Raw genomic sequence first — 20,772 nt, 5'->3', positions numbered from 1 at the left:
CAGCCTTGATGTCGAGCTCGACGACGGAGTCGGCCTTCACCTTGGTGTTGGCAGGAGCGTTCTTGTAGTCGTGATAAGCGTTGCCCAGGTTGTCGATCTCCCTGTCGATTTCGGCCTCAGAGGCGGTCTTGAAGGGAACCTCGATGTGAACCGGGGAGTAATCGGAGAGCTCGAGAGCAGGCTTGACCTCGCACTCGATGGAGAAGGTGAAATCTTTGCCCTCTTCGACGAGGCCGTCGACCTCGGAGAACTTGGGTTCGGAAATCAGGATGAGGTCGGCTTCATCGATAGCCACGGGGAACGACTCGTTGAGCATTTCGTCGGTAACCGTGGAGAGCACGGCTTCCTTGCCCAGGTTGGCGTCGATGATCTGACGAGGCACATGGCCGGGACGGAAACCAGGGAACTTGTACTTCTTGCCGAAGTCTTTGTAGGCCTTCTTGATGCGAGCATCGATATCGGCGGCTTCAATGGTCACCGTGAGTTTGGTGGCGCCGGATTCGAGAACCTCAACGTTCGTTTTCAACTTTTCCTCCATCTGGATCTTCGTTCAAAGCCTGTGTTACCAGACTAGACTGACCGAGACGCGCGTTCGGGCACGTCGGCGGCGCGAGCTATGGTGCGGGCGAAAGGACTTGAACCTTCACGGGGGTTGCCCACCAGAACCTAAATCTGGCGCGTCTGCCAATTCCGCCACGCCCGCACGCTTTGCTGCTCGAAAAAACAGCGGACACATAATAGCAGAACAGAGCACAATCGGCGCGCGCAAGTTTTCGGTTCGGCGTCGGCGGCGTCGAACGCCCAAGCGGGCGGCTCGTTCGCGATGCTTGGGAACCTGGGGAAGAGAATGTGTGGTGTTTGAGGGTGCCGATTGCTCGAGTTCATTTGCCTAAGACAATGTGCAAACCTACTGCCAAACCTTCCGGCAAACCTACTGTTTCGAAACACAGCCGCGTATGGCGTTCGTTTCCCAAGATGCTCGATTCCCTGCTTATTTCGGTTGCTTGATTGGCAAATAGCATCTATTATTAGATATCGTCAAATAGCGGTAGCACTACAAATAGATGAACTACCCATATAGTGTATAGCGCCGCCGCGGCGTAATACCACCGAAGAAAGGGAATAACAGTATGCAGGATCTTTCTCGCCGTAATTTCGTGAAGGTCGCCGGCGTGACGACGATGGCAGCGATGGCCGCTGGCGCCCTGTCTGGCTGCTCGAGCTCTGAGAGCTCCGATAAGAAGGACGATTCCGCGAAGGAAGAGTCCAAGGAGGAATCTTTCATGAGCGAGGGCAAGGGCAAGCATCTCGTTTGTGCCGTTACCGGTAAGCTCATCAAGATCGCTCCGGCGATTCTCGCCAACCAGCTTGGCTACTTCGAGGAGGAGGGCTGCGATGTCGAGTTCCAGACTGTCGCCCTCGCCGATGCTATGGCATCGATGTCGGTGAATAAGCTCGACATCGACTTGTTCGGCATCGTGCCGGCTTGCTCGTATGTCTCCCAAGGCATCGAAATCTTCGTGTTCGGCGGCACCATCCTGAACGGCTCCGAGATTATCTCCACGAAGGACTTCACCAAAGAGCTCAAGAAGGCGGAGGACTTCAAGGGTCTAAACATCGCCTGCAGCCGCGAGGAGTCCGGCCAGATTTATCTGAAGAACTTCCTGCAGGAAAGCGGCCTCAAGCTTGGCGAGGACGTCGTCTTCGAGTACGTTGACAACGCGACCACGGCGCTCGAGGGCCTGCGCTCCGGCCAAAACGACCTGTTCATCACGAACAACGCCATGGGCTACACCTATTCTTCCAGCATGGACGACATCAAGGTTGCCGCTGTTCCGGCCGACATCACGGGCGATTACCCCTGCTGCCGCCAGAACTGCTCCGAGGATGCCTACCACAACAAGTTCCTCTCGCTCGTCGACTTCGAGATCGCGCTTATCCGCGGTTACGACTACTATCTCAACAACAAGGAGGACGTCATCAAGCGCCTCGTCGACTACTCCGCGCAGAGCGCCGACTACGTCGAGGCGGCGATGTACGGCACGAGCGACTACCGCAACATCATGAATCTCTCGCCGGACCCGCACACCAAGGAGATCGTGAAGTTCTACAAGGCTATGCAGAACATCGGCGAGATCGAGAAGAGCGACTACGACATGGCGGATTACGCAACCTCTGCCGTGTACAAGAAGGCGCTTGATACCCTCGTCGAGCGCGAGCCCGATAACGCCACCTTCAAGAAGCTTGCCGAGGACTTCAGCAAGTTCAACGACTAGGCGCCAATTGCTTAGAACGCTGGTGAAACCGAAAGCGGCGGCTTCCTTTGACGAGGGGGCCGCCGCTTTGGCACGCTTTTAAGGTTTTGCGTGTAAACGACATGGAAAGGAGGGCTCGCGTGGGCAGTTTGTCCCTTCGGGACCTTTGCTTCACCTACGACGAGGACCTCGTCAAGGGAGTGCAGCACCATCGCATCGCCCCCGATGAGGTTCCTGAGGAGAAACTGGTGCTCAAGCACCTTGACCTCGAGGTTGCCGACGGGGAGTTCCTTTGCCTCGTGGGGCATTCGGGGTGCGGAAAATCAACGACGCTTCGGATTCTCGCCGGCTTGCAGAAGCCGATTGCGGGGACCATCGAGACGAACGGCAACCCGATCGAGGGACCCGGCCTCGATCGCTCGGTCGTGTTCCAAAATTATTCTCTTTTCCCGTGGATGACGGTGAAGAAGAACGTTGAGTTTGGAATTAAGCAGGCGTCTATCGAGCTTTCTCGCGGCTTGGCGAAAGACCAGATGTCCGATATCGCCGACGAGTATCTCGCGAAGGTATCCATGGCGAAAGCGGCCGATCTTTATCCTTACCAGCTTTCCGGCGGCATGCGTCAGCGCGTCGCCATTGCTCGCGCTTTGGCAATGGACACTGAGGTGCTGCTCTTCGACGAGCCTTTCGGCGCGCTCGATATTAAGACGCGTCGCGAGTTGCAGATGCTCATGGAAGACCTTTGGGTGTCGGGACGGAAGAAGACTGCGGTCTTCGTCACGCACGACATTGAGGAGGCGCTGCTTTTAGCCGACCGCATCGTGTTTATGAGTGCCGGCGAGTTTCGCGATGAGTTCGAGGTCTCCGCTCCTCGCCCCCGGGTCCCCGAAGTTTACTTCGAGACGCCCGAGTACAAGCGGATGCATGCGCATCTGCTCGATTTGTTCTACAAGGCGGAAGAGACGAAGCTCGATCAGGCTGATCGCGAGCAGGTCTTCGACGGAGGTGCCACGCTATGAGAAAAGCCATGAAACTGCGCATTGTCCTCACGCACGTGCTGATGGTGGCGCTCATTTTGGTGGTTGCCCTCGTTCCGAATCACCGCCGCAACGTGGCGGATCCGACGGCGTTCTTCGTCGCTATCGGCATCATCGAGGTGCTGTATCTGGTTGCGCTTGTTCACGGCAGGAAGCAGGATCCCTTCCCGCAGGGATCGACCGACATCACGCTGTGCGTGTGGGTTCTCCTGCTTTTGTGGGAGATATTCGGCCCCGTGCTCGGCATCGCCCACAACGTGCTGCTCCCATCGCCCGAAAACGTGTTCAACGTATTTGTCGACCACGGCGGGGAGCTGGCCTTAAGCGTTGTCTCGTCGCTCGAGCTTCTGCTTTCGGGCTTCTTCTTCGGCACGCTGTTCGGCGTCATCTTAGGTGTGATCTGCGGCTGGATTCCCCGCCTACGCGCGATGTTTTACCCGATCGCGAACGTGTTCGCGCCGATTCCGTCGGTCGTGTTCACGCCGTTTCTGGTCATCCTCATGCCGAACTACCGCCTCGCTGCTGTGATGGTAATCCTGCTCGGTGTGTTCTGGCCGCAGTTTTTGAGCATGATCTTGCGCGTCGGCTCGCTGCCGCCTGCGATCATCGACAACACGCGCGTGCTCAAGGTGAGCAACCTGACTATGATCACGAAGATCATCATGCCCTACATTTTGCCCGATATCTTGAAGGGCCTGCGCATTTCGCTTACGACTGGCTTCCTCATGCTCATGTACGCGGAGAGCTTCGGTGCCAAATCGGGCATCGGGTACTGGATTTCCAACGCGAACGTGTTCGCGAACTATGCGAACATCTATGCAGGCATTATCACGTGCGGCATCACCGTCACCGTTTTGAATTACGGCTCCGCGTGGTTGCAGAAGCGCTTCACCAAGTGGCACTAGTGCGTCTGCTATTTTGAGTGCATCATGAAAGAGTGCCCGGCGCAAAAAGGGCGCGGGACAAAAAGAAGGGGGAGAAGATGAACCAAGAAGTGAAGGCGATGATCGATCGCGCGACCGACGAGTCGCTGCGCGGGGCAACCCAGCCCAAGGAGGCCATCGTGTCCATGCTCGAGCTCGATCCCGAGTCCGAGGAAGTCGCTTACCTGCGCAAATGTGCTTCTCGTGTCGCTCATTTCGCGTCGGGGAACAAGTGCGGCATCGCGGGCGCCATCGGGGTCGACATGTGCAGCTGCGACATGAACTGCAAGTTCTGCTCGTTCGGAACCGAATGGGGCCTCATCACCGATGAGATCACCTACACTAAAGAGGAAGTCATTGAGATGGCGCGCGCCTATGTCGAGGCCGGCATCACGACGCTCACGCTGCGCTCCACCGAGTTCTACGACCTGAAGGTGCTTACCGAGTGGCTTGCCGATATCCGCGAGCAGGTGCCGGGCGACTATCTTATCAACCTGAACGTTGGCGAGCTCACGCCGGCGATGGCCGAGGCGGCCTATCAGGCGGGAGCTACGAGCGCCTACCACGTCTGCCGCATGCGCGAGGGAATCGACACCCCCTTCGACCCCAAGCTGCGCGAGCAGACCATCCGCGCGATCGCGGAGTCGCCGCTTCGCTGGGGTACGTGTGTGGAACCCATCGGCATCGAGCACACCAACGAGGAAATCGCCGACAAGGTGCTCTATAACATGTCGCTCAACCCCTTCGGTATGGGCGTCATGTTCCGCGTGAATGTGCCCGGGACGCCGTTTGAAGGGGTGGATCCGGTCTCGAAGCCCCGCATGCTGCAAATCCTGGCCACCGTGCGTGTCGCTGTCGGGTCGCGCATTCATTCCATGGGGTGCCACCCCGCCATCCCCGAGGCGCTTTACTCGGGTGCGAACGGATGCACCGTTGAGCGTGGCGCGAACCCGCGCGATACCGAGTTCAATGAGGACGAATGGCGCGGCTTCACCGTGGAGGATGCCGTCGCACGCATCCGCGAGGCGGGATTCGAGCCAGGGCTTGCTGACCCCGACCCGCGCTTCCGCGCCGATGGTAAGAACTGGTGGAAGGTGGGTAACCCCGAAGACTACGTCATGCCCGATCCGCTCGCCTCGGCGGGTGCTGGCTGTTGCTGTGGCAAGCGCTCGTAGGGAATGCAGGGCCGATGCCTTTTGGGATTGCGATAGAGCACTATGAGAGCGACGGCGCGCGCGAGGTTCTTTTCCCGCCTGGCGTGCGCCGCATCGGCGACGAAGCGTTTCGCGGATGCGACGACCTTGAGGATGTCGCCGTGCCCGAGGGAGTGTGCGAAATCGGGGCCTACGCGTTCTCTGCGTGCTTGAACTTGCGGCGCGTTTCGCTGCCAGAGAGCCTTTCGTCTCTCGGGGCGTCGGCCTTTGAGCACTGCCAAAAGCTCGAGGAGATAGTGCTGCCGTCGAGTGTGCGCGACGTGCCGAGGGGAGCCTTCAAAGGCTGCTTTGCGCTGCGGCGCGTTTCGGGAGGGGAGGGGCTTGTTGAAATCGGCGACCAGGCGTTTTCGAACTGCCGTGCGCTCGAGGCCGTGCCCTCTCTCGATGCAGTGGAGGCCATAGGGCGCCGCGCCTTTTCGGGCTGCCGTGCCTTGCGAAGCGTTGAGCTCCCCAGCCTTTTGCGGGCGCTCGGTGACGAGGCATTCTTAAGCTGCCCCGAGCTTTCCAACGTCGTCTTTCCTGAGGAAATCGACGAGGTGGGGCACGGCGTGTTCAAGGGTTGTCCGAAACTCGATTGCTCGGCCGTTCCCGAGCGCATCGCGGCGCGTCTGTTCCCTGATGGAGAGGGTCCTTGCGAATCCTCGGATCGCTAAGTGCGCTTGGGCGTCTATTCCTGCCCGCTCATTTTCTCCTGCGCATCATCTCGCGCCGCGAACGATTCGTCGGGGCGCATCATGCGGTTCCAAAGCGAACTTGTGGTTGAGGCCCAAAGTGCTGCCCCCGGATTGTTCACCATGGCCTTGTCCTTGGTCATGAGCGTTGTCACGGGCGCGTCCGAGAGCTTGTAGAAATACGAGTCGTGCCCCACGCACAGTCCCATGAGCACGTTGAGGTCGGTCTTCTCGGCGTTGAGGCGCCTTACCTGCGTGAGCGGGTTGCAGGCGACCAGCCCGAAGTTGCAGCAGCTCTCCTTCAGCCCCATCTGCGCGTTCGAGAGCGCGCCGACCTTGCAGGTGTAGCCCACCACTTCGTAGTTGTGTATGCGCAGGATCTTCGCGAAGATCTGCGCTTCGTCGGCGACGCCCGCGCAAAACGCGATGCCAATTTTCTTGTACCCCATGCGCCGCGCGTAGTCCATCGTCTCCTCGGCGCGGCAGAGCTGTTCTGAGAAGCCGCGGGCGGTGGTCTCTGCCGTCGCCTTCATGAATTCGTAGGTCTCGGCGTCCGCTTCGTAATCGCAGCGAAGCTCGGCTGCCTCCTGTTCGGTCATGCTGCGCGTCTCGCAGAAGAAAGGGTAGCGGCCGCTGTTGTGGGCGCAGCCAAGCGTCTTGCAATCAACGCAGCTTAGGTGCTCCGGTTTGATTTCCTGTGCCTTCGGTTGGGTGCCGCAGCAAGATGTCATGGGTCTTGGCTCCGCCTTTCGGTTCGCTCTCGTTCCGTTCGCTTCCTCTTCAGTATAAGGCGTTCCGTGTGGATGTCTTTGTTTGGTTGGCACAACTTCGCCATATGTGCGATAATTCCTTCTTGGTGCGCATTCGGGCCGATGTTCGGCCGCGCTGTCCGATTCGGCCAGATTCGATTGCGCGCTGCACGAATCGTGCGATAAGCGAACGATGGAGGAAAGTTAGTGGAAACAAAAGTAGAGGCATTGCAGGACAACAAGGTCAAGGTGACCGTCACCGTCGATGCCAAAGAAGTCGACAATCGCATCAAGAAGGCTTACAAGGACTTCGCGAATAAGTACAATTTCCCCGGATTCCGCAAGGGCAAGGCGCCCCGTCCGATCATCGACAACGCGCTCGGCGCCGAGGCTGTGCCTGCCAGCGTCACCGACGACATCGTGAACGGCTGCTATCCGCTCGCCATCGACAGCTGCGATCTGTATCCCGTCGGCGAGCCCGAGTTCGGCGAGCCCGCTCTCGTCGAGGGTGGCAAGCCCTACGAGTTCTCCTTCGAGGTTGAGTGCAAGCCGACCTGCGAACTCTCCGATTACGAGCCGGTCGAAGTGAAGCTCCCGGCCGAAGGCGCGTCCGAGGCCGAGATCGACCAGCAGATCGAGGCGCTGCGCGATTACTACCACGAGTTCGAGAACGCCAACGCCAACACCAAGGTGAAGGCCGACTCCTACGCCGACCTCAAGATCGCCGCGACCGACGAGAACGGCGAGGACGTGAGTGCGCTGTCGAGCGAGTCCCGCCTGTGCCTCATGGGCTCCGGCATGTTCCCGGCCGCCTTCGACGAGCAGGTCATTGGCCTGAAGAAGGGCCAGACCGCAAGCTTCTCCGTCAATGTCGAGGACGCGAAGGACGCGACCCTTATGGCCTCTCTGGAGGGCAAGACCAAGACGGTGAACTTCGAGGTCGAGGTTCTCGCCGTGAAAAAGCAGGTGCTCCCCGAGCTCACCGACGAGTGGGTCAAGGACACGCTGGGCTTCGATGACGTCGCCGACCTGCGCGAGCGCGTTGCCGACAGCATCAAGGAGCAGAAGGAAGACGTTCTTCCGCGCATGAAGGAAAGCGCCTGCCTCATCGAGCTCGCAAAGCGTCTCGACGTCGAGGTCCCTGCCGCCGTGCAGGAGCAGACTGAGGCCAAGCTGCTGCAGGACTTCTTCGCCCAGCTGCAGAACCAGGGCGCCAGCTTCGACGCGTATCTCCAGCAGAACGGCATCACCGCCGACCAGTTCAAGGCCGACGTGAAGCAGCAGGCCGCCGATACCGCCAAGCAGGACATGGCGCTCGACGCGTGGGCAGCTCATTTCGAGCTCAAGGTCACCGACGAGGAGGTTCTCGAAGAGTTCGAGAAGTCCGGCGCTAAGGACCCGAAGGCTCTCCTGAAGGAGTGGCGCGAGGGCGGTCGCCTCTACCTGGTCCGCGAGGCCCTGCTTCGCACCCACGCCGTGCTCGACGTGATGGAGAAGGCCAAGGTCACCGAGTACGACCCCGCCGAGGAAGCCGAGGAAGAGAAGAAGGCTGCCAAGAAGTCTTCCAAGAAGGCTGCCAAGAAAGAGGAAGAGGCTGCCGACGCCGAGGCGTAGCACCTCACCCTCAAGCTTCATCCGATCGCGTAACGGGGTCGATGCATCTGCGTCGGCCCCGTTTTATGCTTATAGTGAACGGCGTGTTCGCGACCCCTTGCGCGAAGCGGCAAGCTGTTCCATCATGTGAAGCAGACTGCAATTTCGCGGCCCCGTGAGGCCGTGTCCTTTTCGAAAGCGAGGCTTTTTATGAGCATCGAACGTGCCACTTCGGCGCTGATCCCCTACGTCATCGAGCAATCTCCGCGCGGTGAGCGCAGCTACGACATCTATTCACGTCTTTTAAACGACCGCATCATCTTCCTCGGCGAGCCCATCGATGACCATGTGGCGAACTCCGTCGTCGCGCAGATGCTCCATCTCGAAAGCGCCGATCCCGAAAAGGACATCTCGCTCTACATCAACACCCCGGGCGGCAGCGTGTCGGCGGGCCTTGCCATCTACGATACGATGCAGTTCGTGAAGTGCGACGTGTCCACCATCTGCCTGGGCATGGCGGCATCGATGGGTGTGCCCCTTCTGACCGGCGGCGCGGCGGGCAAGCGTTTTATCCTGCCGAACGCCCAGGTCATGATTCACCAGCCCATGGGCGGCACCGGCGACGGCCACACGCAGCAGACCGACATCCAGATTATGGCCGACGAGATCAAGAAGACACGCGACCGCTTGGAGGGCATCATCGCCAAGCATTGCGGCAAGACCCAAGAGCAGGTGCACGTCGACTGCGAGCGCGACAACTGGCTTTCCGCTGAGGAAGCGAAGGCGTACGGCCTGGTCGACGACATCATCACGAGCCATCGCGGCTCCTCCGACAAGTAGAACCTAAGAAGAGAAGCGACCTAACGCATATGACAAACGAACGAAGAGGCGACCTTGGCTATCGCGGCGACGACGCGGTGTACTGCGCGTTCTGCGGGAAGTCATCCGACCAGGTGACCGCGATGATCGCGGGCCCGAACGGCATCAACATCTGCGACGAGTGCATCTCGGTGTGCGCCGATGCGATGATGCGCGACTTGGGCCTCTCGACCGCCTTCGACAGCATGTCCGACGAGGAGACGGCTGGTCGTCGCGGCCGCCGTCGCGCGCAGGACCGCGGGCGGGTCGTCGAGGCCGACATCGAGGACGAGACGCCGAACCCCGCCGATATCCTGGGCAACCTGCCCACACCCCACGAGCTCTACGCCGAGCTCTCCGAGCATGTGGTGGGGCAGGAAAACGCGAAGCGCGCCCTCTCCGTCGCCGTCTACAACCACTACAAGCGCATCAGCATGGAATCGGAGGCGCAGGAAGGCGACGTCGAGCTTGCGAAGAGCAACATCATGCTTTTGGGCCCCACGGGTTCCGGCAAGACGCTGCTTGCCCAGACGCTTGCGCGCACGCTGCGCGTCCCGTTCGCGATCGCCGATGCGACGACGCTCACTGAGGCGGGCTACGTCGGCGAGGACGTCGAGAACATCCTGCTCAAGCTGATCACCGCCGCCGACTTCGATATCCCGCGCGCGGAAATCGGAATCATCTACATCGATGAGATCGACAAGATCGCCCGCAAGGCCGAGAACCTCTCCATCACGCGCGACGTGTCGGGCGAGGGCGTGCAGCAGGCGCTTTTGAAGATCGTCGAGGGCACCGAGGCCTCCGTGCCGCCGCAGGGCGGGCGCAAGCACCCCCAGCAGGAGCTCATCCACATCGACACTACGAACATTCTGTTCATCCTGGGCGGCGCGTTCGTCGGCTTGTCCGACATCATCGGCCAGCGCGTCGGCAAGAGTGGCCTTGGCTTCTCCTCCGAGCTGCCCGAGAGCAAAAAGCACGCCGAGGCGGAGCTTCTGGCCCAGGTGCTTCCCGAGGACCTGAACAAGTTCGGCATGATCCCCGAGTTCGTTGGCCGCATCCCCGTGATCACGGCGCTCAACGAGCTCTCCGAGGATGATCTTGTCCGCATCCTCACCGAGCCGAAGAACGCACTTGTGAAGCAGTACACGAAGATGTTCGAGTTCGAAGATTCCACGCTCGAGTTCGAAGAGGATGCCCTGCGCGCCATCGCGCACGAGGCCCAGGAGCACGGCACGGGCGCTCGCGGCCTGCGCTCGATCTGCGAGCGCGTGCTGCAGGACGTCATGTACGACTTGCCTGAGCACAAGGTCGCCACGCACGTCATCGTGCGCGCGAGCGACATCACGGGGGAAACGGTCCCCGAGATCGTTCCCGCTTCCTAAACCGCACTTTCCCGGGGCGCCTTTTGCGGGCGCCCCTCTCGGCGTTTCGGCGCCTGTCCGCTTACGTTTCATCGAAGGAGCTTGCATCCAATGGAAAACATGCCGAAGAATTACGACGCAGAAGCCGTCGAGCAGCGCATGCTCGACAAATGGCTCGCCGGCGATTACTATCGCCGCAACCCCGGCGTGGGCGATTGCACGGTGACGATCCCGCCGCCGAACGTGACCGGCAAGCTTCATATGGGCCATGCGCTCGACGACACCATCCAGGACACCATCATCCGCATGAACCGCATGCGCGGCGTTTCCACCCGTTGGATTTTGGGTACCGACCATGCGGGCATCGCCACGCAGACCAAGGTGGACAAGAAGCTCGCCTCCGAAGGAATTTCCCGCCGCGAGATCGGCCGCGATAAGTTCGTCGATGCCTGCTGGGACTGGACGCACGAGTACGGCGGGCATATCGTCGAGCAGATCAAGCGCATGGGCTGCTCGATCGACTTCTCCGATCCGCACTTCACCATGGATGCCGACTATGCCACCGCAGTGCGCAAGGTGTTTTGCGACTGGTACCATGACGGGCTGATCTACCGCGGCAAGCGCATCGTGAACTGGTGCCCGCATTGCACGACGGCCATCGCCGACGACGAGGCGGAGTACAAGGAAGAAGACGGCCATCTGTGGTATCTGCGCTACCCGCTCGTCGAGCCTATCGATGGGCAGGAATACGTCGTGGTGGCCACCACGCGCCCCGAGACGATGCTCGGCGACACCGGCGTGGCGGTCTCCCCGAAGGACCACGACAAGGACAAGTTCGTCGGCGCGAAGGTCCGCCTTCCCATCGTCGACCGCGAGATCCCCATCTTCTCCGACTTCTACGTCGATGCGGGCTTCGGCACGGGCTTCGTGAAGGTAACCCCTGCTCACGACCCCAACGACTATGGTATGGGTGAGCGCCACGGTCTTGAGAAGGTCAACATCTTCGACGAGACGGCTCACGTGGTCGAAGGCTACGGCGAGTTCTCGGGCATGGGCCGCGACGAGTGCCGCCAAGCGGTCGTCGGCTGGTTCGAGGAGCACGGCCTGCTCGACCATGTGGACGACCATCACCATTCCGTCATGCACTGCTACCGCTGCGACTCGACGCTCGAGCCGTGGCTGTCCGAGCAGTGGTTCGTCGCCGTCGACAAGCTGAAGGGCCCGGCGACCGAGGCGGTCACTTCCGGCAAGGTCACCTTCCACCCCTCGCGCTGGACGCAGACGTATCTCACCTGGATGGAGAACCTCAAGGACTGGTGCATCTCGCGCCAGCTGTGGTGGGGCCATCGCATCCCTGTGTTCCACTGCGAGGACTGCGGCTGGGAAGATGCACTCATGGAGGACACCGACGTGTGCCCGAAGTGCGGCAGCCACCATGTCGCGCAGGAAGAGGACGTGCTCGACACCTGGTTCTCGAGCCAGCTGTGGACGTTCGCCACGCAGGGTTGGCCCGAGCATCCCGAGCGCCTGGAAGGGCATCATCCGACGACCGCGCTCGTCACCGCGCGCGACATCATCGCGCTGTGGGTGGCGCGCATGATCATGTCATCGACGTACTTCCTTAAGGAAATCCCGTTCAAGGACGTGGTCATCTACGCGACCATCCTCGCGAAGGACGGCACGCGCATGTCCAAGTCGAAGGGCAACGGCGTCGACCCGATGGACCTCATCTCCATGTACGGCGCCGACGCGATGCGCTTCAACCTGCTCACGCTCGTGACCAACAACCAGGACGTGCGCTTCGACGCCGATATCGACAAGAAGACCCACGAGCTTCTCGGCAGCCCGCGCACGGAGTCGGCGCGCGCCTTCGTGACGAAGATCTGGAACGCGAGTCGCTTCGTTTTGGGCAACCTGGACGGCTTCACGCCCGGCGAGCCGCGCGCGGTCTCGCAGGCCGACGCGTGGATCTTCAGCCGCCTGGCGAAGCTTTCTATCGAGGTCACGAAGGACATCGAAACCTACCAGTTCGGCGAGATGGCGCGCGAGCTGCACGCCTTCTTCTGGAACGAGTTCTGCGACTGGTACATCGAGTTTAGCAAGGCAAGCCTGCGCGAAGAGGGCGACGCCCGTCTGCAGACGCAGCGCAACCTCGTGTACGTGCTTGACAACGCGCTTCGCCTCCTGCATCCCGCGATGCCGTTCGTCACGGAAGCTATCTGGGAAAACGTCCCGCATGCGGAAGGGGAGGCACCTGCGCTCATGATGGCGAAGTGGCCCGAGCCCGAAAGCCTCGCGTCGCTTGTCGACGAGGAGTCCGAGCGTGCGGTAAGCCTTCTGTGCGACGTGGTGAGCGCCGTCCGCTCGACGCGTGCGCGCTACGGCATCTCGCCCAAGCAGGAGCTTCCCGTGGTTTTGCGCGCCGGGTTTGAGAATGCCCGCGTCCTCGAGGGCCTGAAGAGCCAGATCGTCTCGATGGCGCGCGCATCCGAGCTTTCGATCGTTCCGTCCGATGCGCACAAGCCTGCCGAGAGCGCCTGCGTCGTCGCTCACGGTTGCGAGGTGTACTGCGTGCTCACCGGCCTTATCGACTTCGAGGCCGAGCGCGCCCGCCTTACCAAGGAGCGCGCAACGCTTCAGAAGGACGAGGCCAAGTTCGCTAAGAAGCTTTCCAACCCGGGCTTCCTCGCGAAGGCGGCGCCCGAGATCGTGGAGAAGGACACGGCGAAGCTCGCCGAGCTGCGCGATAAGCTCGCGCGCGTCGAAGAGCAGCTCGCCGAGTTGGGCTAAAAGCCGCATCTGCCAGAGTCTGTTTTTGCGCCGGACTTGCAAGCGAGTCCGGCGCAGTTTTTATTCATGTGAACGGACTATATCCTACGGCGAGAACACAGAGCCCGGCAAAGGCGCCGTCGCGGTGTCTGCGGTCGAATCTGGCAACTTCATTGGCTTCGCTATGATCGAAGGTAATGGTGCGAGGTTGACGTTGTCTTAATAATTGGTCATAATTCTGACCATATTGGAAGGGGGATTGCATGGCAACGCTGACGATGGGCCTCGCGGAGGCCAAGACCAACTTTTCCCGCTTGACGGCGGAGGTCAACAGAACCGGCAGACCGGTTACTGTCTTGAAGAACAATAAGCCTTGGGTGGTGATTCAGCCAGTTGGAGCAGAGGCATCGACTTTGGACGTTGCGGTCGATTTCATGGATGAATACTCCGACGTGTTCGAGGAACTTGCCAAATGAGATTTCGTCCCATTGCCAAAGATGAGGCGATTGCGGTGCATGCTGCCGTAATTGCTAAGTTCGGCGGAGTCGACGGTGTGCGAGACGAGGGGCTTTTGGAGTCTGCGCTCGCGCAGCCGCTCCAGTCGTTCGGCGGCGCAGAGCTCTATCCAACTGACGAAGCCAAGGCATGTAGATATGCTTACGGCATCATCAAAAATCATCCGTTTGTTGATGGCAACAAGCGAACTGCCACCGCCCTTATGGGAGCGTCCCTTAGAATATCCGGTCTTGCATTCCGGCCGCGTCATGACGAGCTGCTGAGAGCCATGCTCGGTGTTGCCGAAGGTTCATGGGATTTCGATGCTTTGGTTGAATGGGTGCATTCCGTAATAGGCTAGGGTAATTGCGCGGTGCTCACGGCTGGGTTTTGACACAGCCCATTGATAATTCTATTCTCTCATATACGTTATTTGGCGATGCCTGCGATATCGCGAGGTATACCGTCTGCTCTAAAGGTTTTTTGTTATAATCGTTCGCTAGTTGCCCGAAATGCCTGTTGGACGGGCGTCATTGGAAACGAGGAATCCATGTCCGAATTGATGTCGCAGCTCATTACGCCGGAACTGATGACGGCGTTCACGGTCTTTATCGTGCTGCTCGTGCTGCTCTATGTCCTTTCTATCGTGTGGGTCATCCGCGATGCGTACATGCGCGGGACGCACTGGTACGTTTGGGGCATCGTCGCGCTCGTGCCGCTTGTCGGCGTCATCGCGTACTGCCTGCTTCGCCCGCCTCTGTTGCAGATCGATCGCGATGAGCAGGAACTCGAGGTTGCCCTGAAGCAGCGCGAGCTCATGAAGTACGGCGAGTGCGCGAACTGCGGCTATCCGGTCGAGTCCGACTATGTGCTGTGCCCGAACTGCCATACGCGCCTGAAGAACCTCTGCCCGAGCTGCCATCATGCGCTCGAGCCTGCATGGACCGTGTGCCCGTACTGCGCCACGCCGGTGGGGCAGAACCGCAACGGTGGGTCAGCCCCGCGCCGCCGTCCTCGCCCGCAGCAGGGCTCCGCTTCGCAGGGCCAGGTTGCCCGCGAGCCGCACAGCCAGGTGCGCTCCCGTGCTCCGCGCACGCAAGAGCATCGTGAGGAAAAGGAATAAGGCGAGCTTCGCTTTCTCGTTCGAAGAACTGCCTGTTCAGGGTGTCGACTCCTCTTGGGGTTGGCGCCCTTTTTCGTTGCGGTGAGTGGTGGATTCACTTTCGATTCGGTAAACCTTCATTTTGTGTCAGAATCGCCGCGGTTCAGTGCGCTATTTGGAAGGATTGAGGATGAAATAAATCGCTCAACTCCTGTCCCGCACCTAGGTGAACCCCGCTTGACGTGAGAGAAATATCCCGACCTCTTCCCATCATGTTGACTCCTGCCTCATTCGCTCACGACCCGCGGCCCCTGCCGCCCGTTTCCACGTTTTCGGTGCAGTCTTCGCGCGCTACTCGAGGTCTTTTCCGTCATGTGCCCTACCTGGCGTATAATCCCAAGCATTGTGCACTTTTCGATTCCACACTGGAGGATTCATGCTTGAAAGTCTTTCCGAGCGATTGCAGGGCATATTCTCGGGCCTGCGCGGAAAAGGCCGCCTGACCGAGGAAGATATCAACTCTGCCATGCGCGAGATCCGCTTGGCGCTGCTCGAGGCGGACGTCAACTTCAAGGTTGTGAAGCAGTTCTGTGCGCGCACGAAGGAGCGCTGTCTCACCGCCGAGGTGCTCGATTCGCTCACGCCGGCGCAAAACGTCGTGAAGGTCGTGCTCGATGAGCTCACCGAGCTTTTGGGCCGCACCGACTCGAAGCTCGTTCTCTCGAGCCGCATTCCCAACGTCATCATGCTCGTCGGCCTGCAAGGCTCGGGCAAGACGACCGCCGCGGCCAAACTCGCCTACCGCCTGAAGCAGGAGAAGCACTCGCCGCTGCTCGTCGCGTGTGACGTGTACCGCCCCGCCGCCGCCGATCAGCTCCAGACGCTCGGCGACGAGATGGGGGTGCGCGTCTACCGCGGCGACGGGAAAGATCCGGTCGCCATCGCGAAGGAAGGCGTGCAGGACGCCATCGACCACCTGCGCGACGTCGTCATCGTCGACACGGCGGGCCGCCTGCACGTCGACGACGAGATGATGGAGGAAGCCGAGGCCATCAAGCGCGCCGTCAAGCCCGACCAGATCCTCATGGTCGTCGACGCCATGACCGGCCAGGACGTCGTGAACGTGGCGGCTGCGTTCGCCGAGCGTGTCGACTTCGACGGCGTCATCATGTCGAAGATGGACGGCGACGCCCGTGGCGGCGGCGCGCTTTCCATCAAGCAGGTCACAGGAAAGCCCATCAAGTTTATCAGCGCAGGTGAGAAGCCCGATTCGCTCGAGGAATTCCATCCCGACCGCATCGCCAAGCGCATCCTCGGCATGGGCGACATGGTGAGCCTCATCGAGAGCGCCGTGCGCGTCCAGCAGGAGGCCGAAGAGGCCGAAACGGCGAAGCGCCTCGCGAAATCGCAGCTCACGCTGAACGACTTCGTCGACATGAACCGCCAAATCCGCAAGATGGGCGGCGTGCGCAAGCTCGTGAGCGCGCTCCCTGGCGGTGACAAGGCGCTCGGATCGGGGCAGGTCGACGAGGGCGCACTCGACCACATGGAGGTCATCATCAACTCCATGACGAAGGCTGAGCGCGAGAAGCCCGACCTTCTGAACGGCAGCCGCCGCGCTCGCATCGCCGCGGGCGCTGGCGTGACGGTCACCGAGGTGAACCAGCTCATGAAGCAGTTCAACGAGACCAAGAAGATGATGAAGAAGATGATGCCCTCGGTCGACGAGCTTTCTGGCAAGAAGGGCAAGAAGGGCAAGCGCCGCCGCCGTATCCCGGGCATGCCGGGCGGCATGAGCATGGCCGACATCAAGAAGGTGCAAGCGATGCTCGAGCAGGGCGACAAGTAGTCGAGCAGGGGTGGCGCCAGGTTGCTCGGGCTTGCGGGAAATACGCTCAATCGTCGCGAAGGCGTGTGGGAGCGGACAGGCCGGGTGCTGCTCGAAGGCGCTCTCATCGCGCGGAGCGGGAGCGTGCAAGCTTGGTAAGAGCCACCTGAAGGCGCTCGCCGCATGAGAGGCGGGGGAGTGCGGGTTCGTGCCTGGGCGGCAGGAAGAGAGGCCTGCTGCCCAGGCGCATTACGAGAGAGGGGACGGTTATGTCTTGCAAGGTGCTGGTAGTGACGGGAAGTCCGCGCGTCGGCGGCAACTCCGACACGCTCGCCGAGGCGTTCATCGAGGGAGCGAAGTCGGCGGGCTGCGAGGTGCGGCGCATCGACGCCGGGCGCGCGAAGATCACGGGCTGCCTTGGGTGCAACTACTGCTTCTCCCATGAGGGCGCATGCGTTCAGCAAGACGACATGCAGCAGTTCTATCCCGACCTTCACTGGGCGGACGTGCTCGTGTACGCCACGCCGCTCTACTGCTTTACGTACCCCGCGCAGCTGAAAGCCTTTCAGGACCGCATGTTCTGCGGCATCGCTAAGTCGTTCAACATTCCGCGCGTCGGCCTGCTGCTCTGTCTGGAGGACAAGGACATCACGGCGGCGGACTCGCTGCTCGACACCTACAAGCGGGCAAACGCGTACGCGCATCAGGAGAGCATCGGCGAGGTCGTCGTGAACGCCGTTTTCGAGAAGGGCGCTATCGCTGGCAACCCTGGTCTTGAGAAGGCTCGCGAGCTTGGTGCAAGCCTCGCATAGGCCGCTTTCGCCCGTTTGTGTGGGTATCATGCGTTCTCGCTTGCCATTTCATTCAAATCTGGGTAATATTAACAATCGCTGTTTTTCCCGAAGTTGAAGCTTCGCGGAAATCGAAAGATGTAAGGTTAAAAGGAGTTCAACTTCATGGCAGTCAAAATTCGCCTGGCTCGTCACGGCGCTAAGAAGCGTCCGTACTACCGTATCGTCGTTGCCGATGCTCGCGCTCCGCGTGACGGCAAGTTCATCGAAGAGGTCGGCCGCTACAATCCGTGCGTCGATCCCTCTATGATCAAGTTCGACCTCGAGAAGGTTGACAAGTGGATCGCCAATGGCGCCCAGCCGACCGACACGGTCGCTCGTCTTCTCGAAACCGCTCGCAAGGAAGCGTAGAAGACATGTCCGAGCAGACGGAAGATCTCGTCGGCTTGGTTGACGCGATTGTTCGCCCCCTCGTCGACAACGAGGAGGATCTCGATATCCAGGGAAGCGAAACCGAAGAGGGCTCGATTCTCGTGGAGATTCGCGTGAACGAAGAGGACGCTGGCAAGATCATCGGCCGTCAAGGTCGCGTCATCAAGGCCATCCGCACGCTTGCTCGCGCGGCGGCTTCCCGTGCCGACATCCCCGTTGACGTGGAGCTTGTCGAATAGTGCGCACCTGGGCTGATGTTGCCTGGTTGGCGACTGCGAAGAATCTAGATGGGGGGCTCGTCGTGCGAAGCGCGTCGGGCCTTCCTTTTTTGCTCGAGGAGGGCATGGAGGTGGCGTTTGTGCCGCCCGTGCTCGATATGCCCCGTCGCGCGAAGGTCGAGGAAATCCGTCCGCAGGACGATACCTCCGCTGTTGTGTGGTTCGAAGGCGTGGACGACATCGACACGGCGAAGGCGCTTTGCGGATGCCACGTGCTCGTTCGCCGCGAGGAGCTTCCCGAGCTTGCGCAGGCCATCGCGGCAGCGCATTCCGAGGGCGTATCTGGGTGGGAAGTCCATGATGCGCAGGCGGGCCTTCTGGGGACGCTTCTGCGCGTGGAGGACAACCCTGGGCAGAGCCTTCTCGTCGTCGATCGCGCAGACGGGCAATCGCCCCTGCTCATCCCGCTCGTGGACGAGTTTTTGGTGGGCATCGACGAGGAACGCGAGCGCATCGACGTCGATGTGCCGGCGGGCCTTTTGAGCTTGTAGCAACGCAATCCCGCGAGATGGGCGTTCAGGGTCTGTCCTGGGCGCCCATTTTTCATTTCAAGGAGGACACGGATGATCATCGAGACCCTGTCAACGTTTCCGGGCATGTACGACTCGGTGATGAACTCGTCGATGATGCGCATCGCCCAAGAGAAGGGGATTCTCGATTTTCATGCGTACGACCTGCGCGATTGGACGCACGATAGACACCGTACGACCGACGATGACCCCTATGGCGGAGGTGCCGGGCTCGTCATGAAGTGCGAGCCGCTCTTCGAGGCGTATGACGATATCTGCGCGAGGGGAGCGCTTCTCTCGGGGGATTGGCGAGAACGCGACGCCGTCCAGTCGCTCGGCAGTCCTGACTCGCACGAAAGCCCCACTGGGGCTTTCGGCTCGTGCGGAACTCGCTTTGTGGACGACATCGAGTTCTCGCCCAAAAGCTCTCAATCTCAGGCTCCCAAACCCTGCACCATCTTTCTCGCGCCGCAGGGCGAGCGCTTCTGCGACGAAATCGCGCTCGATCTTGCCAAAGAAGAGTGCCTCCTGTTCATTTGCGGGCACTACGAGGGCATTGACGAGCGCGCGTACACGTTGGCGGACCGAGTCATATCGCTTGGGGACTACGTGCTCACGAGCGGTGAGCTCGCCTCGATGGTCGTGATCGACGCGGTGGTTCGCAAGCTTCCCGGCGTGCTCGGTGCCGAGGACGGCGCGATCACCGAGAGCTTCTCCGACGGCCTTTTGGAATATCCCCAGTACACGCGCCCCGCTGAGTTCCGCGGAATGCGGGTGCCCGACGTGCTTCTTTCCGGGGACCACGGGAAGGTGGCGAAATGGCGTCGCGAGCAGAGCTTGCTGCGCACGGCCCGCCTTCGCCCCGACCTGCTTGCCGACGTGGAACTTTCACCCGCTGACAGGGATTTTCTGCAAAGATTGGGCGAAGAGGGCTAACGACTTGCGCGAAGCGCTATCATTCGAATTCACGACTTGAATCACGGGTGGCACCGCCTCCCGTATCGAAAGGATATCGCGCTTCATGTTTTCCGGTCAGCATGCCGAACGCCAGGGCTCGAAGATGGCCCGCAGCCTGTTGAGCATCGTCATCATGGTACTCGTCGTGTTCGGTCTCTCGCGCCTGCTGAACACCTTCGTGTTCGGCGCCTACGAGATTCCGTCGGGCTCGATGGAAGACACCATCGAAGTGGGCGACCTCGTCTTCTCCGAGAAGCTTTCCTATTACGCGAACGAGCCCCAGGAAGGTGACATCATCACCTTCGCCGACCCGCTTGTCTCCAACCGCACGCTGATCAAGCGCGTCATCGCCACCGGCGGCCAGACGGTCGATCTGCAAAACGGCAAGGTCGTCGTCGACGGGGTCGTGCTCGACGAGCCCTACACCGAGAACAAGGTTTCCGAGCCGTTCGAGAAGACGGCCGTTCCCATCAGCTATCCCTACACCGTGCCCGAGGGCTGCCTTTGGGTCATGGGCGACAATCGAACCAATTCGCAGGATTCGCGCTATTTCGGCGCAATCGACGCCTCGAGCGTGACCGGCCACGCGGTGTTCACCTACTGGCCGATCCCGCATATCGGGGTGCTGTCTTAAAGGGTGGAGAACCGGGCGCTCGGCGTCCCGCGCATCGATACGAGAAGGAGAGTCATGGCAGAGACATCCGCCGGCCCTGCGGCCGACAAGCTGACGTTCCAGGACATCATCATGAACCTGCAGCACTACTGGGCGAAGCAGGGCTGCGTCGTCATGCAGCCCTACGACAGCGAGGTGGGCGCGGGCACGTTCCACACCGCTACCACGCTGCGCAGCCTCGGGCCCAACGCCTGGCGCACCTGCTATCCGCAGCCGTGCCGCCGCCCGGCCGACGGCCGCTACGGCGAGAACCCCAACCGCATGCAGCACTACTACC

22 protein-coding genes and 1 tRNA gene are annotated in these 20,772 nt (G+C 60.7%); 20 read left to right on the top strand and 3 right to left on the bottom strand.

Going from position 1 to position 20,772, the window contains the following annotated elements:
• Both Q0G18_RS05650 and Q0G18_RS05645 read right to left on the bottom strand, forming a co-directional pair.
• The coding region (locus Q0G18_RS05650) for a trigger factor family protein (protein ID WP_297150563.1) at positions 1 to 538 on the bottom strand (538 nt) is incomplete at its 3' end.
• A gap of 79 nt (positions 539 to 617) precedes the next feature.
• Positions 618 to 703, bottom strand: a tRNA-Leu gene (locus Q0G18_RS05645).
• A 427-nt stretch (positions 704 to 1,130) separates the two neighbouring features.
• Between Q0G18_RS05645 and Q0G18_RS05640 the strand changes: the two genes are divergently transcribed.
• From Q0G18_RS05640 to Q0G18_RS05620, 5 genes are all read left to right on the top strand, one after another.
• Positions 1,131 to 2,276, top strand: coding sequence for an ABC transporter substrate-binding protein (locus Q0G18_RS05640; RefSeq protein WP_297150560.1), 1,146 nt, complete (start codon positions 1,131 to 1,133; stop codon positions 2,274 to 2,276).
• A gap of 119 nt (positions 2,277 to 2,395) precedes the next feature.
• Positions 2,396 to 3,274 (top strand): ABC transporter ATP-binding protein, encoded by an 879-nt coding sequence (locus tag Q0G18_RS05635; RefSeq protein WP_297150556.1) that lies wholly within the window; start codon positions 2,396 to 2,398, stop codon positions 3,272 to 3,274.
• A complete protein-coding gene (locus Q0G18_RS05630) occupies positions 3,271 to 4,197 on the top strand; it encodes an ABC transporter permease subunit (RefSeq protein WP_297150553.1) in 927 nt (308 codons plus the stop codon). The genes Q0G18_RS05635 and Q0G18_RS05630 overlap by 4 nt, the downstream gene beginning before the upstream one ends.
• A gap of 77 nt (positions 4,198 to 4,274) precedes the next feature.
• Positions 4,275 to 5,390, top strand: coding sequence for a hypothetical protein (locus Q0G18_RS05625; protein ID WP_297150550.1), 1,116 nt, complete (start codon positions 4,275 to 4,277; stop codon positions 5,388 to 5,390).
• 14 nt (positions 5,391 to 5,404) lie between these two features.
• Entirely contained in the window at positions 5,405 to 6,082 is a 678-nt protein-coding gene (locus Q0G18_RS05620; RefSeq protein WP_297150547.1) for a leucine-rich repeat domain-containing protein, read from the top strand.
• A 14-nt stretch (positions 6,083 to 6,096) separates the two neighbouring features.
• On the opposite strand, the gene Q0G18_RS05615 is transcribed toward Q0G18_RS05620, so the two are convergent.
• Positions 6,097 to 6,831, bottom strand: a complete 735-nt coding sequence (locus tag Q0G18_RS05615; protein ID WP_297150544.1) for a DUF1847 domain-containing protein — start codon at positions 6,829 to 6,831, stop codon at positions 6,097 to 6,099.
• Between the two features lie 225 nt (positions 6,832 to 7,056).
• On the opposite strand from Q0G18_RS05615, the gene tig reads away from it, so the two are divergent.
• The 15 genes from tig to Q0G18_RS05540 all read left to right on the top strand — a co-directional run.
• Positions 7,057 to 8,463, top strand: coding sequence for a trigger factor (tig, locus tag Q0G18_RS05610; RefSeq protein ID WP_297150541.1), 1,407 nt, complete (start codon positions 7,057 to 7,059; stop codon positions 8,461 to 8,463).
• A 189-nt stretch (positions 8,464 to 8,652) separates the two neighbouring features.
• Positions 8,653 to 9,282: an ATP-dependent Clp protease proteolytic subunit gene (locus Q0G18_RS05605; protein WP_158049230.1), complete on the top strand. Its 630-nt coding sequence runs from the start codon at positions 8,653 to 8,655 to the stop codon at positions 9,280 to 9,282.
• A 29-nt stretch (positions 9,283 to 9,311) separates the two neighbouring features.
• The gene (gene clpX, locus Q0G18_RS05600; protein WP_297150539.1) at positions 9,312 to 10,682 is read left to right on the top strand and encodes an ATP-dependent Clp protease ATP-binding subunit ClpX; all 1,371 of its coding nucleotides are present in this window, start codon (positions 9,312 to 9,314) and stop codon (positions 10,680 to 10,682) included.
• Between the two features lie 90 nt (positions 10,683 to 10,772).
• Positions 10,773 to 13,451, top strand: a complete 2,679-nt coding sequence (locus Q0G18_RS05595; RefSeq protein WP_297150536.1) for a valine--tRNA ligase — start codon at positions 10,773 to 10,775, stop codon at positions 13,449 to 13,451.
• Between the two features lie 242 nt (positions 13,452 to 13,693).
• A complete protein-coding gene (locus Q0G18_RS05590) occupies positions 13,694 to 13,906 on the top strand; it encodes a type II toxin-antitoxin system Phd/YefM family antitoxin (protein ID WP_297150533.1) in 213 nt (70 codons plus the stop codon).
• Complete coding sequence (locus Q0G18_RS05585) at positions 13,903 to 14,286, top strand: type II toxin-antitoxin system death-on-curing family toxin (protein WP_297150530.1); 384 nt, start codon at positions 13,903 to 13,905, stop codon at positions 14,284 to 14,286. The genes Q0G18_RS05590 and Q0G18_RS05585 overlap by 4 nt, the downstream gene beginning before the upstream one ends.
• Positions 14,287 to 14,475: 189 nt before the next feature.
• Positions 14,476 to 15,048 carry a zinc ribbon domain-containing protein gene (locus Q0G18_RS05580; RefSeq protein WP_297150527.1) on the top strand — a complete coding sequence of 191 codons (573 nt, stop codon included), beginning with the start codon at positions 14,476 to 14,478 and terminating at the stop codon, positions 15,046 to 15,048.
• A 415-nt stretch (positions 15,049 to 15,463) separates the two neighbouring features.
• Positions 15,464 to 16,876 carry a signal recognition particle protein gene (ffh, locus tag Q0G18_RS05575; protein ID WP_297150524.1) on the top strand — a complete coding sequence of 471 codons (1,413 nt, stop codon included), beginning with the start codon at positions 15,464 to 15,466 and terminating at the stop codon, positions 16,874 to 16,876.
• A 248-nt stretch (positions 16,877 to 17,124) separates the two neighbouring features.
• Complete coding sequence (locus Q0G18_RS05570; protein WP_297150521.1) at positions 17,125 to 17,667, top strand: flavodoxin family protein; 543 nt, start codon at positions 17,125 to 17,127, stop codon at positions 17,665 to 17,667.
• A 144-nt stretch (positions 17,668 to 17,811) separates the two neighbouring features.
• On the top strand, positions 17,812 to 18,057 hold the full coding sequence (rpsP, locus tag Q0G18_RS05565; RefSeq protein WP_158049236.1) for a 30S ribosomal protein S16: 246 nt from the start codon (positions 17,812 to 17,814) through the stop codon (positions 18,055 to 18,057).
• 5 nt (positions 18,058 to 18,062) lie between these two features.
• Entirely contained in the window at positions 18,063 to 18,317 is a 255-nt protein-coding gene (locus Q0G18_RS05560; RefSeq protein ID WP_158049237.1) for a KH domain-containing protein, read from the top strand.
• Positions 18,317 to 18,847, top strand: coding sequence for a 16S rRNA processing protein RimM (locus Q0G18_RS05555; protein WP_297150516.1), 531 nt, complete (start codon positions 18,317 to 18,319; stop codon positions 18,845 to 18,847). The genes Q0G18_RS05560 and Q0G18_RS05555 overlap by 1 nt, the downstream gene beginning before the upstream one ends.
• A 72-nt stretch (positions 18,848 to 18,919) precedes the next feature.
• Positions 18,920 to 19,801: a tRNA (guanosine(37)-N1)-methyltransferase TrmD gene (gene trmD / locus Q0G18_RS05550; protein ID WP_297150512.1), complete on the top strand. Its 882-nt coding sequence runs from the start codon at positions 18,920 to 18,922 to the stop codon at positions 19,799 to 19,801.
• Between the two features lie 85 nt (positions 19,802 to 19,886).
• On the top strand, positions 19,887 to 20,456 hold the full coding sequence (gene lepB, locus Q0G18_RS05545; RefSeq protein WP_297150509.1) for a signal peptidase I: 570 nt from the start codon (positions 19,887 to 19,889) through the stop codon (positions 20,454 to 20,456).
• Positions 20,457 to 20,510: 54 nt separating this feature from the next.
• On the top strand, positions 20,511 to 20,772 hold a 262-nt coding region (locus Q0G18_RS05540; protein WP_297150506.1), incomplete at its 3' end, for a glycine--tRNA ligase subunit alpha.

The sequence above is a fragment of the uncultured Ellagibacter sp. genome (genome assembly GCF_934636505.1).
GTDB lineage: Bacteria > Actinomycetota > Coriobacteriia > Coriobacteriales > Eggerthellaceae > Ellagibacter.
Note: the sequence above shows the minus strand (reverse complement) of the source record. Positions and strands in the feature narration are given on the sequence as shown.